Consider the following 14,758-nt stretch of genomic DNA (forward strand, 5'->3'; position numbering starts at 1 on the left):
TCAGAGTCAACACTTCACCGGCGACGAGCCACGCACCAGCATCAGAGCCCGTCAACAGCGCGCTCAGGCGCCGACAAAGATCTGCGCGTGTTTCGGTCCCCGAAGGACAGCCAAGGTGTGGGCTTCGTATCGGTTGAAGAACGTCTCAAATGAGAACACGTGCTGCGCGCCATCACGATCGCGCAGCACAACTTCGCCGCTGCCGAGTGGGCCACCGCGAAACGGCGCGCAGTAGGCTTCGATGCATGCGAACAATTCAATTTCGCTGACGTTGCCAAAGCGCGCAGCGAATGCCCGCGACTGGATAACATATTTGCAAGGATCGAGCGGATCGAAGCCATCCGGTCGCATCGAAACATGGGGATGGCAGGTGATCATTGCCAGCATAACTGCCTCGTCGCCGCACGACTCCACATAGCGGTATAGCGTCGTAGCCGCTGTATTTCCAAAGGCCTTACCGAGGTCTCGAACGACACTGAGGCTCGGTGCCGTCGCTCTCGCCTCCTCGACAAATCGATTCTGCAGAAAAAGAAGTCGGCCCGCAGTGTAATTGGCCTCGCTCTCCACCACGTCGTGGCACGCCCGCGAAAGCGTATGCGTATTGTCTCCGTGCATCACGCTCTCATGCCAAGGCAAGAGGCTGTGACCGATCTCGTGTGCTTCGTTCCAGCGATGCTTGAGCTTCGGCAATGTTGCATCCAGCAGGATCCGCTTTCTGTCCGGAATGTAGAGCGCCTTAAGTTCAAGCTTCTTAATGGCATCCCAGAGCAAGCCGGGCCGAATGAGGACTTGTTTGGATGCCACGCGGATCTTGCTAACCACTTCGCCAACCGCACTGGTGTCATCAGCGGTGTAGAACCTTCGGTCCAGTCGGAGCAGCTCCCGGACGTCGTCCAAGCTCAGTGGAGGCTCGGGATTGCCGAGGCCGCGGATTACGCGGTCTACGCGCTGGTCGATATCCGCAGCGGTCCTTGGCGAAACCACGACATTCTTTGCCATTCCAACTCCTTGAACGCCGGGATCTCAATGTAGCGTGCGCGCCGCGCCCCAGTCGACCTACCTATGATGCAACATTCAAATTCAGAAGCCAGCTACTGCTTGCCCAAACCGGCCACGAATTCATCCAGCGCTTCGCGCTCTTCCTTTGTCAACGAGGCCATCGAGTTCGATCGGGCGGCGAACCGAAGACTTTGCTCGGCCAGTGTTGCATCTTCCACCTGCTTCAGTCCCGCCAGCTGCATCAGCTTTGAAACGGATACCTCGAACCAGTTTGCGAGCTGATAAACCGTTCGAGGTCCAATGCCTGTTAGGTCCTCGTCTTCGATGTTGATGACGTCCGCTACTTCGATGCCACACGCGTCTGCCAGTTGCTCGACCGTTAGTCCACGCTTGCGACGCATAAGCTCGACGAATCTCGCAAACACGACTTTTGATTCCGTGCCTACCTCGGGCACGGCGCCGGATTGAACTGACACTGGAACGTCTTTGAATCCAAAACTTCCGGCACGAATCTCCTGACCGAGCTCCAGCCGTGCCATTCGCAGGCTCCAGTCCCTCAAGGTCTCGTTCATGGGAATTTGACTCCATTTAAAATGCTTGCCGCGATTTCGGGCGTCGCCTCGAAATATTTGAGCTGGCCCTGATAACGCTCGGCATCCAGACCTAGGTCCTTCAGACCGAGGCGTTGGGCATACCACGCATCGGCTTGAGGCAGCGAGTGCAGGCCCAGACGTCCCTTGAGCCCTTCCTCTACGCTCTGGTGAATGGCGGCGGCCATCAGCACCGACCCCACCAGACCGTACTTTGGCGACGCGGAATACGACGCCTGGTTCCACGGTGCGGTCTCGATGAAGTCGACGTAGATGCAGTCCGACCCCTGCTGTTCGGGCAGGCGACATCGCTGGGACACCGAATTCACGCGCATCAGTCCTTGCAGCCGCCCCGCGCATCGCAGGGTGTAGCCCTTTTCGAAGATCGCCGTGGGCGGCGGCACCTTGCTGGCCCAATCCCAATGATGGCTCTGGGGCCACAAGTGGCGAGGCACGTTTTGCGCCTTGAGCGTCTGCACGAGCCGATCCATCTCGGGCTTCCAGGTCGTTCGCCAATCGTCGATGTCAGCAGGACTGATGGCGTCGTAGATCTCCGCCTGCACCAGCCCGCCCGTCCCCATGTCTACCAGATAGCGGAGACCGGGATAGGCGGTCATAGCATCACGACCTCAGCCTTGGTCCGCTTGCCTTCGTCTTCGAAGAAGAGCTTTTCCCCGCCGGCCATACGCATCTCGACGGCCTGGTAAAGGCGAAGCGCCTGCTTGAGCACGGCTGTTTTGCTCATGTCCTTTCGATCACACAACGACTCCAACGCCTCCATCTCAGCATCGGTGAGATTCAACGTCATCGTTTTCTTAGTCTGTGCCATAGGTCTTTCTCCGCCGCTAACGTGGATATTAACAGGCTATTTTAGCTACGTCAAGTATTGTACATAGCTAGTTTTTAGCTATTATATCCACACGACGGGCGCCGTGCCCGCCAAAGGGCCTTTGCACCATGACCAATTCAGATACCCGCAGCCGCTTCGCGCTGCAATTCGCGCACGACGGGTTCGACTTCGAACCTGCCACCATCGACGATCCCGTCCCTACCGGAGCCCAGCTGCTGGGTGCAGCCGGCCGCCAGCCGACCGCGGACCACCTGATCTTCCAGCTCCTGCCGGATGGCGCCCTCGAGGAAATCCGCCCCGAGGAGACTGTCGACCTGCGCGCCCCTGGTCGCGAGCGCTTCATCACCTTCCGCAGCGACCGGTCCTTCCGCTTGCACGTGGACGAGCAGGCCCGGGACTGGGGGCTGCAGGCGGTAACCGGCCTGCAGCTGAAGCAGCTGGCCGGCGTCGCACCCGTCGACCACGACGTGTTCCACATCGTCGTCGGGGGTGAAGACCGCCTCATCCACGACTACGAGACCTTCGACCTTGGTGGTGCCGAGGTGGAACGCTTCGCCACGCGCCGCGTCGCGATCGAAATATTCGTGAACACGCGGCCCCACCAGGTGCATCAGCGCGTGCTGGACTTCTGGTCGGTGGTCCGCCTCGCGCACCCCGACGCAAACCCGGCCGATGAGAGGGCCGAATACACCGTGACCTACAGCCACGGCCCGCGTGCGAACCCGGCGGGCAACCTGGTGATGGGACAGTCCGTCGAAGTGAAGGGAGGGATGGAGTTCTATGTGCTCCTCACTGATAAGTCGTAGTCCGCATCTGATGCGCCTCCGCATCGAGGGCATGACGTTGGAGGTGGCCGACGGCTACCTCCTCGTCCATGACATCCCTTACGTCAATGCTCGCCGCGAAACCCGGCGTGGGACGTTGGTCTTTCGCCTCGACCTCACTGCGGACGTCGCGGTGTCGCCGTCCGAACACACCGCCCATTTCATCGGGGACGCGCCGTGCGACGCGACGGGCGCGCGGCTCGAGAAGATCATCAACCAGAGCACCGTGCAGCAGCTCACGCCGCGCATTAAAGTCGATCATTACTTCTCGGCGAAGCCCCGGTCAGGCCAGTACGGCGACTACTACGAGAAGGTCATGGCCTATACGAACATGCTGGCCGGCCACGCGCAGGCCGTGGATCCGTCCTTGAAGGCGCAGGTGTTCAAGCCCGTCCTAGCCGACGAAGGTGACGGTCCGTTCGTGTACACCGACACGGCCTCGACCCGTGCGGGCATTGCCGTGGCAGCCGGACGACTGGCCGGGCAGCGGGTCGCCATCGTGGGGTTGGGCGGGACCGGCGCGTATGTGCTGGATTTGATCGCAAAAACGCCGGTGGCTGAAATCCATCTCTTCGACGGCGATCGACTTCAGCAGCACAACGCCTTCCGGTATCCGGGCGCAGTGCCCTTCCAGGCACTGCAGGACGAACCGGCGAAGGTGGACTACCTCGCCGCGGTCTACAGCCAGTTGCATCGGGGCATACGCCCACATGCCGTCATGATTGGGGCGCACAACGTCGCCGAGCTCGTCGGCTACGACGCCGTTTTCGTCTGTGTCGACCGCGGCGATGCGCGGCGCCTGATCGCCGACACGCTCGGCGCGACGGGCACCGTGATGTTCGACACCGGGATGGGCGTGCAGCTCACGCCCGAGTCCCGGCTGTTCGCCATCGTCCGGCTGTCCGTTCTCGACCAGCAGACCGGGGTAGTCGCGCTCAAGACGATGCCCTTGGCGGCGCACGAGGACGGCAACCTGTACGCCACCAATGTGCAAGTTGGGGATCTCAATGCGCTCAACGCCTTCCTTGCAATCGAAGCTTGGAAGAAGCGTTGCGGGTTCTACGTCGGGCCCGGCGACGCCCCGCTCACCACTTACACGACGGCTACGGGAACCATGGCATCGACGCGGGTGGGCGCGTGAAGACCGACCGTTATCAATTGAGTGAAGTAGAGAGCTTCCCCCGGCCGCTGGCGCCGGGGGTGCTCTACGTCTCCGTCCGTTTCAGCTGCGCAGCTCATGCGTGCGCCTGCGGATGCGGCGGGGAGGTGATCACGCCCCTATCGCCCGTCCAATGGCGGCTGACGCGAGCCCCGGGCGGTGCCTCGCTTCGGCCGTCTATCGGCAACTGGAGCTTCCCCTGCCGGTCGCATTACTGGATCACCTACGGATGCGTGGAGTGGGCTGCAGGGATGAGCGAGGCGGCAATCCGCGAGGGTCGCGAAACCAACGCCCGACTACGCCAGGCCTACTTCAATGCGCAGAACGAGCACCAAGGGCGACGGGGCGATGGGGCACCAGAGCCTGCCGTTCGGCAGCGCTGGCTCGCGCGTCTGCTGGACTGGATTATGCGCTCGCTCAGCGGCTAAGCCGGCACCAAGTAGGAGGGCGACGGACCGCCCCCCCCCGGGCCCGTGCGTCCGGCCGTCGGCGCTAGCTCAGGGCATTCTCGACCTTGCACGTGATCCGCTCCTCTTCGGCCGCCGACCGCCGCTCGTGCAACGCGCTCGCCGCCTGCGAACAGGTACGCGCTCAGGACGCTAAGACTGTGTGCGGTCTGACACGGACTGATCCACCGTGCGGCACTGAACAATTGTCAGCGGCGGATTGTTGGAGAACATCCAGGATATATGAGAACTTGAGCTCGTATGTCAGCTCGCCACTGAGATGAATGCCCGACATAGTCTGTGGGACTAGCTATCCCCTGACGCTCTCGATGAGCATGTGTCGAATGGTCCGATTCTCGAGCTTGGAAACGATGGGGCTACTGTCGTCCACGTTGTCATGAACGTGCATTCCCTCGTTGTAGATGATGCCGAGAAGATAGAGGGTATCGTCGACGTCGACGCCATGTGCAACGGCAAAGTCGAGCTTGTTCTTTGTCATATACGTGTCAACGAATTCAGACTTACGATCCTCATCGTCGATGGCCTCGTAGACAATCTTCTCAATCCTGACGCGGACAAAGCAGCAGACTGCAAATGGGTCATAGTTGTCCGATTCGTTGATGTACTTGGCCCACTCCGCTTCTGTGTGTCTCTGGAAGGCCATCGAATCTCCCCATGCCTCCCTCAAGCCGAGGGCCTGAAACTGAGCCTTAATTTCAACTGGTAATGGGTCATAGTGGAGATAGTGACGGTCGACATCTCTTTCGATAGCGGGATCTTTTCTCTTTGCGATGAGAGCGCGAAAGTCCTTATTGATTAACGGCTTAGACGCCTTCAAGAAATAGACCTTCTGACTGGCAAACGTGAAGTTCCTGAAGTAGTACGGATTGAGATGCGTAAGAATCAGGGGGTACACGGTCCTTTGCTTTTCACGAACCTTCTTTATGAGCCTGGTGATGTAGTACTGGACGGCCACTAGATTCGCGTCGTCTAGATAATCGAACACCTCGTCAATGACGAGGATGACGTCACTTGAAGAAATGGACCGCTCAATCTTTCGTAGCTCGGCTGCAAAGCAAAGCGAGTCACGCTGACCATTCGAGATATGCATGGCCGGTGGAAATGAGACAACGAGACTTCCCTTTCGCTCAACAGGCCGGACCTTCTTCCAGGTCGCGCCGAACGCCTTGATGATGTCCTCAAAGCTCTCTTTCTCGTTTACGTAGGAGAGATATTTGCACGCATCCTTGAATGCCTTTTTGTTCCCAATGTAGGTCAGCGCAACCTGCAGACCCGAGAGCAATGCGTCGATACGACTCTGCCCGGTAGCTGACTCCAGCAAATTGGCCAGTGCCTTGACGGCACCGATAGATTCAAGGCGGGGTGCGAGGGCGCCATCAGCCCATGCTCGTATCTCGTCACCGGTTCCGGCTTGTCCCTGGAGCAACGCGGTTATCTCACCGACGTCATTTTGGATGCGGACGCCATCCATCTTGTCCATCAGGCCACAGAGATCGATCAGGCCGTCCGCCAGCGCCGGGCTCCCGAGTGTCTTGTCGAGGTTCCGAAGGGCCTTTCCGGACGCCCCGAAGCGACCGCGCAGCGCCGTTACGTCATAAACATGTCGCGCCTTGGGGGGGATGGTCGGGACCAGCACCAACTCGCCGATCTCTAGGGATGCCGTTGCTGTCGTGAAGTTGCCCATGTTGCGCTTTGTGGCCTTCGCCCGCAGGCGGCTGGTGACCACATGTACATCAAAGGCACTTGCAATCGTATTGTTGTTGCCGTCTGCCGTTAGGGTCGAGATCTGGCCGTCTTGCCTGACCGTCAGGGTCAGTCTTGGGGCGAGTGATTCATCCCCGAGGTGGTGATGCTCCTTCGGGAGTTCTATCCGCTTGGTTCTGAGTGCGGCAAAGGCTGCCGCGAAGGAGCTCTTGCCAAACCCGTTAGGGGCAACGAGGAGCGATGGCTTGTTGGGAATAATGTTGAGCGAGAAAGTATGGTTCTTGATGCCCTTTACGTTCTCGATGGCGATTGATTCGATCATCGTCCTTGCACCTTGAATGCTTTAGTTCGCGGCCCGAGTTGTCGTACGGACAAGCTATCGCTATATATCAGCGCAGTAGCCGGTGGCGTGACGCTGCTCAGATTCCATGAGTCTGCGAATTGCGCGTACCGGCTTGATGCTGTCTACCTATTCTTGTTTCCGAATCCCGATGTCCGCTTAGGGTCGTGAGCCGCTGGGACCGCTGTGTCAGTTTGACCGTGTCAGCCCACGATGTCCCGCGCCACCGCCTCGCCGATGCGGATGCCATCCACGCCTGCCGAGAGAATGCCACCGGCGTAACCAGCGCCCTCACCCGCCGGATAAAGGCCGCGTGTATTGAGGCTCTGAAGGTCATCGCCGCGGGTAATCCGCACCGGCGACGAAGTCCGCGTCTCCACGCCCGTCAGCACCGCATCAGCGCGATCAAACCCCTTGATCTGCTTCCCAAACGCCGGCAACGCCTCGCGGATCGCATCAATGGCATAGCGCGGCAGCGCGCTGTCGAGGTTGGTCAGGTGCACACCCGGCTTGTACGACGGCTGCACTTCGCCGAACGCAGTCGAGGCACGATTGGCAATGAAGTCCCCCACCAGCTGCCCCGGCGCGTCATACGTGCGCCCGCCCAGCTCATACGCCAGCGATTCAAAGTGCCGCTGCAGCGCGACGCCCGCCAGCGGCGAGCCGCTGTTGTCGTACTCGGCGTAGTCCGCCGGCTCGATGCCCACCACGATGCCGGCATTGGCGTTGCGCTCGTTGCGCGAGTACTGGCTCATGCCGTTGGTGACCACGCGTTCGGGCTCGCTGGTCGCGGCCACCACGGTGCCGCCGGGGCACATGCAGAAGCTGTACACCGCACGCCCGTTCTTGGCGTGGTGCACCAGCTTGTAGTCGGCCGCGCCCAGGAGCGGGTGCCCGGCCTGCGGGCCGAAGCGCGCGCGGTCGATCAGCGACTGCGGGTGTTCGATGCGGAAGCCGATGGAGAACGGCTTGGCCTCCATGTGCACACCGCGCGCATGCAGCATGGCGAAGGTGTCGCGCGCGCTGTGGCCCAGCGCCATCACCACGTGGTCGCTGCGCAGTTCGCTGCCGTCGGACAGCTTCACGCCGCGCACGTGGCGCACGCCATCGGCATCGGTTTCGATCAGCACGTCGTCCACGCGCGCGGAGAAGCGGATCTCGCCGCCCAGGCGCAGGATCTGCTCGCGCATGTTCTGGATCATCGTCACCAGGCGGAAGGTGCCGATGTGCGGCTTGCTGACGTACTCGATCTCCTCAGGCGCGCCGGCCAGCACGAACTCGCGCAGCACCTTGCGGCCGCGGTGTTCCTTGTCGGTGATCTGGCTGTACAGCTTGCCGTCGGAGAAGGTGCCGGCGCCGCCTTCGCCAAACTGCACGTTGGATTCGGGCGTCAGCTCGCGCTTGCGCCACAGGCCCCAGGTGTCCTGGGTGCGCTCGCGCACGGCCTTGCCGCGCTCCAGCACGATGGGGCGGAAGCCCATCTGCGCCAGCAGCAGCGCCGCGAACAGCCCGCACGGGCCGAAGCCGACCACGATGGGGCGCTCGGTCAGGCCTTCGGGGGCGTGGGTGACCAGCTTGTAGGTGGTGTCGGGGGTCGGGCTCAGCTTGGGGGCGCCCTTGGCGGCCGCGACAGCGGGCGCTTCGCCGCCTGCGCCGGGCTGCTCGCGCGCCAGCAGTTCCGCCGCGCGCGGCGTGTCGATGTCCAGGGTGTAGATCAGCTGGATGTCGCCGCGCTTGCGGGCGTCGTGGCCGCGGCGGAACACGTGCACGGTCAGCGGCTCGTCGCCCCGCAGGCCCAGCCGGGCGCGCACCGCCGCCTCCAGCGCCTCGGGCGGGTGGTCCAAGGGCAGTTTGAGGTCAGTGATGCGGAGCATTGGGGCGTAGCCGGGGGTGCGGTCAGCCATTTTAGGGTCTGGGCGGCCATGGGCCACCCTCAGCCGATCGGGGCATGGGGCGCAGGGGCACCGCACCAAAGCCGGGTATCGGGCCGCGACGTGCGGTGCCCCTGCGCCCCGTGCCCGCCCACAGCGCACCCGCCTAGACACCCCGCGCCCGGACAGGGTGTGAGAGCGGTCCGCGCCCCGCGCCGAGGGGCGCGGAGTTGGGCCGGTTAGTTGGCGGTGCGCTTGAAGGCGAGCTGCTGGCCGTTCTGGTGCAGGGTCACGGTGTCGGGAGTGCCGCTGGCGGGGGTGAATTCCAGCGTGGCGTCCACCACGGTGGGGTAGAAGCGGTCGGCGGACTCGGCCTTCAGCGGCAGCACCGGCTGGCTGCCCAGTTGCGCGTGCAGGGCGCCGTCGGCCACGGTGATCACCATCGGCATGCCGTTGAACGAGTAGCGGCCCACCAGCCGCTGCAGGGCCGGGGCCGGCAGCTCGATGGCGGCGCGGTCGGCGGGCAGGGGTTCGTTGCTCAGCGCGACCACCTCGCCCTCGCCTTCGCCCTGCGGATAGAAGCGCATCGCGGTGATCTTGCCGCTGGCGTCGCGCACGATGTCGAAGCGGTTGAAGCCGTCGTCGTAGAGGAAGCTGTCCTGGGCGATCGGGATCAGGCCGGTGCGCTGGCCGCCGGTGCGCTGGCCGGTGAGGCGGCCGTCGACCACGCGCAGGGTGCGGGTGGTCTTCTCGTCCAGCCGGTACACGCCTTCGTACTGCTTCAGCGTGGTGGCGTCCACGGCGATGGGCGTCGGGGCCGGGTACGGGTCGCCGAGGGCGAACGCGGCCAGTCGCCGCGCCAGCTGCTCGGGGCCATCGTTGTCGCCGCGCGAACCCTGGCCGTTCTGCAGCACCACCACGCCGATGTCGTCGCCGGGCACGTAGTTGAGCGTGGTGGAGAAACCGAAGATGCCGCCGCCGTGCGACAGCATCGGTCGGCCGCGCACGCTACCGGTCGCGATGCCGTAGCCGTACTTGCTGTCCACCGCCTTGCCTTCGGGCGTGATCATCGCGGTGTAGGTGGCGTCCTTGAACAAGCGGCCTTCGTGCAGCGCACGGTTCCACTTGTGCAGGTCGTCCACCGACGACACCAGCGCGCCGGCCGCGTGCGGCTGGGTCATGCTGATCGCCGGCGCGTCCACCACCTTGTCGCCTTCCCACGCGTGGCCGCGCACCTGGCGCGCGACGATGGCGGGGTCATGGCCATAGCCGGTGCGGTCCATGCCGAGCGGGGCGAAGAACTCCTGCTGCAGGAACTGGTGCCACGGCATGCCGCTGGCCGCTTCGATCACCGCGCCCACCAGCACGTAGCCGGAGTTGTTGTAGCGCCACGACTCGCCCGGGGCGAAGTCGGGCTTCTCGTTCTTGAACACGTCGATCAGCTGCGCGGTGGTCACGTCCTTGCGGATCGGGCCGTCCATCATCCCGGGCATGTCGGTGTAGCTGCGGATGCCGGAGGTGTGGTTGAGCAGCTGGCGCACGCTGACGGCGTCGCCGTTGGGGTAGCCGGGCACGTACTTGGTCAGCGGGTCGTCCAGTGCGACCTTGCCCTGCTCCACCAGGCGCAGCACGCCGGCGGCGGCGAACTGCTTGCTGACCGAGGCGATACGGAACATCGCGTCGGCGGTGAGGGGGGCGGACGCATTGGCATCGGCGCGGCCGATGGAACCGCGGTACAGCACCTGGTCGCCACGGGTCACGAGCACCGCGGCGCCGGGGCCGTACGGGTCGTAGGTCTTGGCGAGCAGCTGGGCGGCGTAACGCGCTACGGCCGCAGGCGTGGGCGCGGGTGTCGCAACCGGGGCAGTGGCCGGGGCAGCGTTCGAGACTGCGGCATTGGCGACAGCACCGGTCCGCGACGAAGGCGCGGGGGTGGCGGCAAACGCGGTGCCGGCCACCGCCGCGGCCAGCGCGACGGTGAGCAGCGAGGTGGCGGGGAACAACGGGCGCATCGACGATCCTCCTTGAGTGGATGGCCTCGCGCGGTCCGCCGTGGGTGGCGATCGCGGATGGCGTCCGCCACAGCCTACGGATATTTCGTGGCGTCTGCGGCCTGCCGGAGGTCACGAGGCCGCATGGCACGGTGGCCATGCGGCCCTGCGTCACCGCAAGAAACGTCCCGTCATGCGTCGACCCGGGCAGCGGTCACGCCCCGGGATCGCGCCTCGTCCCTCAGTCGTGCTTCTGCCCGCCGTGGTGACCACGGCCGTGGCCACCCATCATCGGCGCCTTGGCCATTTCCTCGCGGCTGATCGCGCCGTCCTTGTTGGTATCCATCTTGGCGAAGCGTTCATCGGCATGCTGCTTGCGGCGCGCTTCCATCTCGGCGCGGCGCGCTTCGTGCGCGGCATCGAGTTCGGCGCGGGTCAGCTTGCCGTCGCGGTTGGCGTCGGCCTTGGCGAAGAAGGCCTCGCGGCGCGCGGCGTGACGGGCCTGGCGGTCGGCCTTGTCGATGAAGCCGTTCTTGTCGGCGTCCATCTCGGCGAAGCGTTCGGCCAGCGCGGGGCGCGCGGCGGCTTCGGTGCGGCTGATGCGGCCGTCCTTGTCGGTGTCGAGTTGCTGCAGGCGGTCGCCACGCATGCGGTGCGGGCCGGCGCCGTCGTGTCCATGGGCGATGGCGAGGCCGGACACCGTCACGGCGGTCAGGGCAAGGGCAAGCAGGGTGGTGCGGGTCATGGCGCGATCCTCGTGTGGCTCCGGCGACGCGCCGGGCATGTAGCGGTTAACGCCACACCGGCGCCGCGGTTGACCGGCTCGCCGCGCCGTTCAGCCCGCGGATGGCATCGCCTGCTTGCGCCACACGCGGCAGCGGTTGTTGGCGGGCATCGCGAGGTCTTCCTCCAGCACCAGACCGACGGCCGCCGCGAGTGCATCCACCGCCTCCGCATCGCGGATCGCCGAGCGCGGATCGCGCGCCAGCAACCAGGCGTCGAAGGCGCGGTTGCTGTCGCTGGTGTATTCACCGCCATAGTTGAACGGGCCGTACACCACCAGCAAACCGTCGTCGGCCAGCACGCGCGCCACGCCGGCGAAGAACGCCCGCACCTCGGGCCAGCCCATGATGTGCAGCGTGTTGGCGCTGAACACCGCGTCGAAGGTTCGCGCGGGCCATGGCCCGGTGGCGACGTCCAGTTCCAGCGGCGCTGGGGTGTTCGACAGCGCTGCATCGTCGAGCCACATCGCGATGCCGGACAGGTTCTCCGCGCGATCGCTGCATTGCCACTGCAGCCACGGCATCGCCGCGGCGAAATGCACCGCGTGCTGGCCGGTGCCGCTGCCGATTTCCAGCACGCCGCGCGCGGCCGCCAGTCGCGGCTGCAGCACCGCCAGGATCGGGTCGCGGTTGCGCTCGCAGGCGGGGGCGTGGGGTTTGTCCATGGTGGGTGCGTTTCACTCTTGAACGGGGTCGGGGCGGGTGAACGGCGCGGCCGGTCGCATCCGGTGCGACGGTCAGGCCTTTACATGCCGCTCACCGCGACACCCGCATTGTCGCCCCCAAGCCCCGCCGGAGTCCCCGCCATGGCATCACCCCGCAACGCCGACACCCGCCTGCCCCTGATCCCGCTGGCGGTCCTGCTGGCCTCGATGGTCGCCTGCAGCACCATGCCCGCCGAACCGCCGATGGACGGTACGCCGGCCGGTGTGTGCAACGCGCAGGCCGCCAGCTGGGCGATCGGGCGTGCGCCCACGCAGGACGTGGTCGACCGCGCCACGCGCGACAGCGGCGCGAAGGTCTCGCGCGTGCTGCGCCCGGGTCAGGTCGTGACGATGGAATACCGCGCTGACCGCCTCAACATCGACGTCAACGAACGCGAGGCGATCACAGGGTTGCGGTGCGGCTGACCAGGGGGCCGGGCCGTCCGCCCCGTACCAGGGCGGCGGCCCCGTTACATCCCAGGAACCGCGAACCCTTCAGCCACTTGTCGTTCTTCGCGTAGGCGAAGACCAGCTGGCCCTGCTTGAGCGTATCGATCATCGGCTTGGCCACTTCCGGGCGCACCGCCGGGCAGCCGAAGCTGCGGCCGAGGCGGCCCTGCACACGGGCCTGCAGCGGGTTCACGTACGGCGCACCGTGCATCACGATCAGGCGGTTGCGCGCATTGTCGTTCCAGCCCGGCTCGTGGCCGTCCATGCGCAGCGAATAGCCATTGCCGCCCATGTAGGTCTCGGCGGTGGTGTACAGGCCCAGGCTGGTCTGGTGGCTGCCATCGGTGTTGGAGAACGACGTGGCCAGGTTCTCGCCGCTGCCGCGGCCGTGCGCGACGAATTCGTCGTAGAGCAGGCGTGCGGCCGTGAGGTCGAACACCCACAGGCGGCGTTCGGTCGAAGGCTTGGAGTAGTCGATCACCGCCAGGCGCGTCGCGTCGGTGCCGGTGCCATTGCGCGCGGCACACGTGCGTGCTTCCAGCGCCAAGGCCAGCACTTCCGGATCCGCCTTCGGGGCGGCCTGCACCAGCTGCTGCAGCAGCGTGGGCTGCGCGGCGGGTTCGTGGATGGCAGTGTTTGCGCCGCCGCTTTCAGCGGCTGCCACGGTGGAGGACGAAGGCGGTGCGACGGGCGGAATGGCCGCGGCGTTTGACGTCCTTGCCGAAGGCGCGACACATCCCGCTGCCAGCACTGCCGTGAGCAGGGCCAGTGGGGTTTTTGTCATGCCGCGAGGTTACATGAAGATCGCGTCAAGGGTGTTCAGCTTGCTGACCGGTTGGCTCAGGCTGTTCGGGGCGTTCTTCCTCGTCGCTGGCGTCGTCCTGCGCACGGATCACGGTCATGCCGGCATTGGCGCTGCGCGCCACCAGCGGCTCGTCGGTGACGACCATGGTCGCGCCGGGCGACAGCGCCTCGTACACCAGCTGGCTGAACACGGGCGGCACCAGCAGCCGCTCGCCGCGGATCGCGGCCTGCAGGTCCTGGTGCAGGTCCGGGGTGACGCCGGGCACTTCCACCTGCAGCCAGCGCAAAGGCGGCCGCCCCGGCACCAGGGTGTTGGGGCCCTCGCCCTGGCCGTCGAGCAGCACATAGGCGTGGGTACCGCTCATCGGCTCGCCGGTGAGGGTGACCGCGGCACGACCGATTTCGGTTCCGGCGCGCATCACCACCACCTCCTGGTCGTGGGTGCTGAAGACGATGGTGATCGGGCCGGCCGTGGCGCGCTCGGGGGTCCAGCTGAACTGGCCCTTGGTCAACGTGCCGGCGCGCGCTCGCTCGCGCCCCGTGGCCGCATCGACCGGCGCGAACAGCCCCGGCGACACCACGTCCGGCGTGTGCGAGGCGGCATTGGCCACCACCACGGTCATGCCGTGCGAGGTGACATCGAACAGCTTCTTCGAGAACTCCAGCGGCAGGCGCACGCAGCCGTGCGAGGCCGGATAACCGGGCACGCGGCCGGCATGCAGCGCCACGCCGTCCCAGGTCAGCCGCTGCATGTACGGCATCGGCGCGTCGTCGTAGAGGTTGGAGTAGTGCTCCTTGCGCTTCTGCAGGATGGTGAACACGCCGGTGGGCGTCTCATAGCCCTTCTTGCCGCTGCTCACCGTCGACACGCCGATGCGCACGCCGTTGCGATACACGTAGGCCTGCTGTTCGGGCAGGCTGATCACGATCACCACCGGGCCCTGCGGCGCCAGTTCCGGCGTCCACAGGTACTCGCCGGGCTTGAGCGCGAGGGGCGCCGATTCGGGCGCCAATGCGGGCGCGGCCGGGGGCGTGGTCGCGACCTGCGGCGCCGCGACCACGCCCGTGGCCAGGCCGAGCGACAGCGCGGCGACCAGCACGCGGGTGGCAGCGCGCACGCGTGAGGATCGCAGCAGGGGCAATTTCGGGCGGGACATGGGCACTCCTTGCAGACAACGGTAACCGTACCGCGCGACCGCCGGATTGACCGCGCTCAAAGCCGC

The 14,758-nt window shown here is 65.2% G+C and carries 15 protein-coding genes; 4 read left to right on the forward strand and 11 right to left on the reverse strand.

Annotated features, from left to right (window positions below; translation table 11 throughout):
• Positions 1-63: 63 nt before the first annotated feature.
• The 4 genes from AC3ARF_RS14480 to AC3ARF_RS14495 all read right to left on the reverse strand — a co-directional run bounded on the left by AC3ARF_RS14480 (position 64) and on the right by AC3ARF_RS14495 (position 2,397).
• Positions 64-999 carry an ImmA/IrrE family metallo-endopeptidase gene (locus AC3ARF_RS14480; RefSeq protein ID WP_498929071.1) on the reverse strand — a complete coding sequence of 312 codons (936 nt, stop codon included), beginning with the start codon at positions 997-999 and terminating at the stop codon, positions 64-66.
• 92 nt (positions 1,000-1,091) lie between these two features.
• Positions 1,092-1,571, reverse strand: coding sequence for a helix-turn-helix domain-containing protein (locus tag AC3ARF_RS14485; protein WP_498929073.1), 480 nt, complete (start codon positions 1,569-1,571; stop codon positions 1,092-1,094).
• A complete protein-coding gene (locus AC3ARF_RS14490) occupies positions 1,568-2,206 on the reverse strand; it encodes a hypothetical protein (protein ID WP_498929075.1) in 639 nt (212 codons plus the stop codon). Before AC3ARF_RS14490 ends, AC3ARF_RS14485 begins: the two co-directional genes overlap by 4 nt.
• Positions 2,203-2,397 carry a hypothetical protein gene (locus AC3ARF_RS14495; RefSeq protein WP_498929077.1) on the reverse strand — a complete coding sequence of 65 codons (195 nt, stop codon included), beginning with the start codon at positions 2,395-2,397 and terminating at the stop codon, positions 2,203-2,205. Before AC3ARF_RS14495 ends, AC3ARF_RS14490 begins: the two co-directional genes overlap by 4 nt.
• Positions 2,398-2,546: 149 nt before the next feature.
• On the opposite strand from AC3ARF_RS14495, the gene AC3ARF_RS14500 reads away from it, so the two are divergent.
• From AC3ARF_RS14500 to AC3ARF_RS14510, 3 genes are read left to right on the forward strand one after another with little or no spacing between them, the layout of a single operon-like run.
• Positions 2,547-3,245, forward strand: coding sequence for a multiubiquitin domain-containing protein (locus tag AC3ARF_RS14500; RefSeq protein WP_498929079.1), 699 nt, complete (start codon positions 2,547-2,549; stop codon positions 3,243-3,245).
• 10 nt (positions 3,246-3,255) lie between these two features.
• Positions 3,256-4,404 (forward strand): ThiF family adenylyltransferase, encoded by a 1,149-nt coding sequence (locus tag AC3ARF_RS14505; RefSeq protein ID WP_498929081.1) that lies wholly within the window; start codon positions 3,256-3,258, stop codon positions 4,402-4,404.
• Positions 4,401-4,850, forward strand: a complete 450-nt coding sequence (locus tag AC3ARF_RS14510) for a ubiquitination-like system serine protease family protein (RefSeq protein WP_498929083.1) — start codon at positions 4,401-4,403, stop codon at positions 4,848-4,850. The genes AC3ARF_RS14505 and AC3ARF_RS14510 overlap by 4 nt, the downstream gene beginning before the upstream one ends.
• A 328-nt stretch (positions 4,851-5,178) precedes the next feature.
• On the opposite strand, the gene AC3ARF_RS14515 is transcribed toward AC3ARF_RS14510, so the two are convergent.
• The 5 genes from AC3ARF_RS14515 to AC3ARF_RS14535 form a co-directional block, all read right to left on the reverse strand.
• The gene (locus tag AC3ARF_RS14515; RefSeq protein WP_498929085.1) at positions 5,179-6,915 is read right to left on the reverse strand and encodes a hypothetical protein; all 1,737 of its coding nucleotides are present in this window, start codon (positions 6,913-6,915) and stop codon (positions 5,179-5,181) included.
• A gap of 221 nt (positions 6,916-7,136) precedes the next feature.
• A complete protein-coding gene (locus tag AC3ARF_RS14520) occupies positions 7,137-8,807 on the reverse strand; it encodes an NAD(P)/FAD-dependent oxidoreductase (protein WP_498931909.1) in 1,671 nt (556 codons plus the stop codon).
• Positions 8,808-9,043: 236 nt separating this feature from the next.
• Entirely contained in the window at positions 9,044-10,816 is a 1,773-nt protein-coding gene (locus tag AC3ARF_RS14525) for a serine hydrolase (protein ID WP_498929086.1), read from the reverse strand.
• A gap of 220 nt (positions 10,817-11,036) precedes the next feature.
• Positions 11,037-11,540, reverse strand: a complete 504-nt coding sequence (locus AC3ARF_RS14530; RefSeq protein WP_498929088.1) for an EF-hand domain-containing protein — start codon at positions 11,538-11,540, stop codon at positions 11,037-11,039.
• A gap of 90 nt (positions 11,541-11,630) precedes the next feature.
• Positions 11,631-12,242: a DUF938 domain-containing protein gene (locus tag AC3ARF_RS14535; protein WP_498929089.1), complete on the reverse strand. Its 612-nt coding sequence runs from the start codon at positions 12,240-12,242 to the stop codon at positions 11,631-11,633.
• A 141-nt stretch (positions 12,243-12,383) separates the two neighbouring features.
• On the opposite strand from AC3ARF_RS14535, the gene AC3ARF_RS14540 reads away from it, so the two are divergent.
• Positions 12,384-12,707: an I78 family peptidase inhibitor gene (locus AC3ARF_RS14540; RefSeq protein WP_498929091.1), complete on the forward strand. Its 324-nt coding sequence runs from the start codon at positions 12,384-12,386 to the stop codon at positions 12,705-12,707.
• Here the strand turns inward: AC3ARF_RS14540 and AC3ARF_RS14545 are convergent.
• Together AC3ARF_RS14545 and AC3ARF_RS14550 are read right to left on the reverse strand one after the other, a co-directional pair.
• Complete coding sequence (locus tag AC3ARF_RS14545; RefSeq protein WP_498929093.1) at positions 12,685-13,515, reverse strand: murein L,D-transpeptidase catalytic domain family protein; 831 nt, start codon at positions 13,513-13,515, stop codon at positions 12,685-12,687. The two genes, AC3ARF_RS14540 and AC3ARF_RS14545, sit on opposite strands and share 23 nt — an antisense overlap.
• Positions 13,516-13,540: 25 nt before the next feature.
• Positions 13,541-14,692 (reverse strand): L,D-transpeptidase, encoded by a 1,152-nt coding sequence (locus AC3ARF_RS14550; RefSeq protein ID WP_498929094.1) that lies wholly within the window; start codon positions 14,690-14,692, stop codon positions 13,541-13,543.
• Between the last annotated feature and the right edge of the window lie 66 nt (positions 14,693-14,758).

This window comes from Lysobacter sp. KACC 24251 (assembly GCF_057747755.1).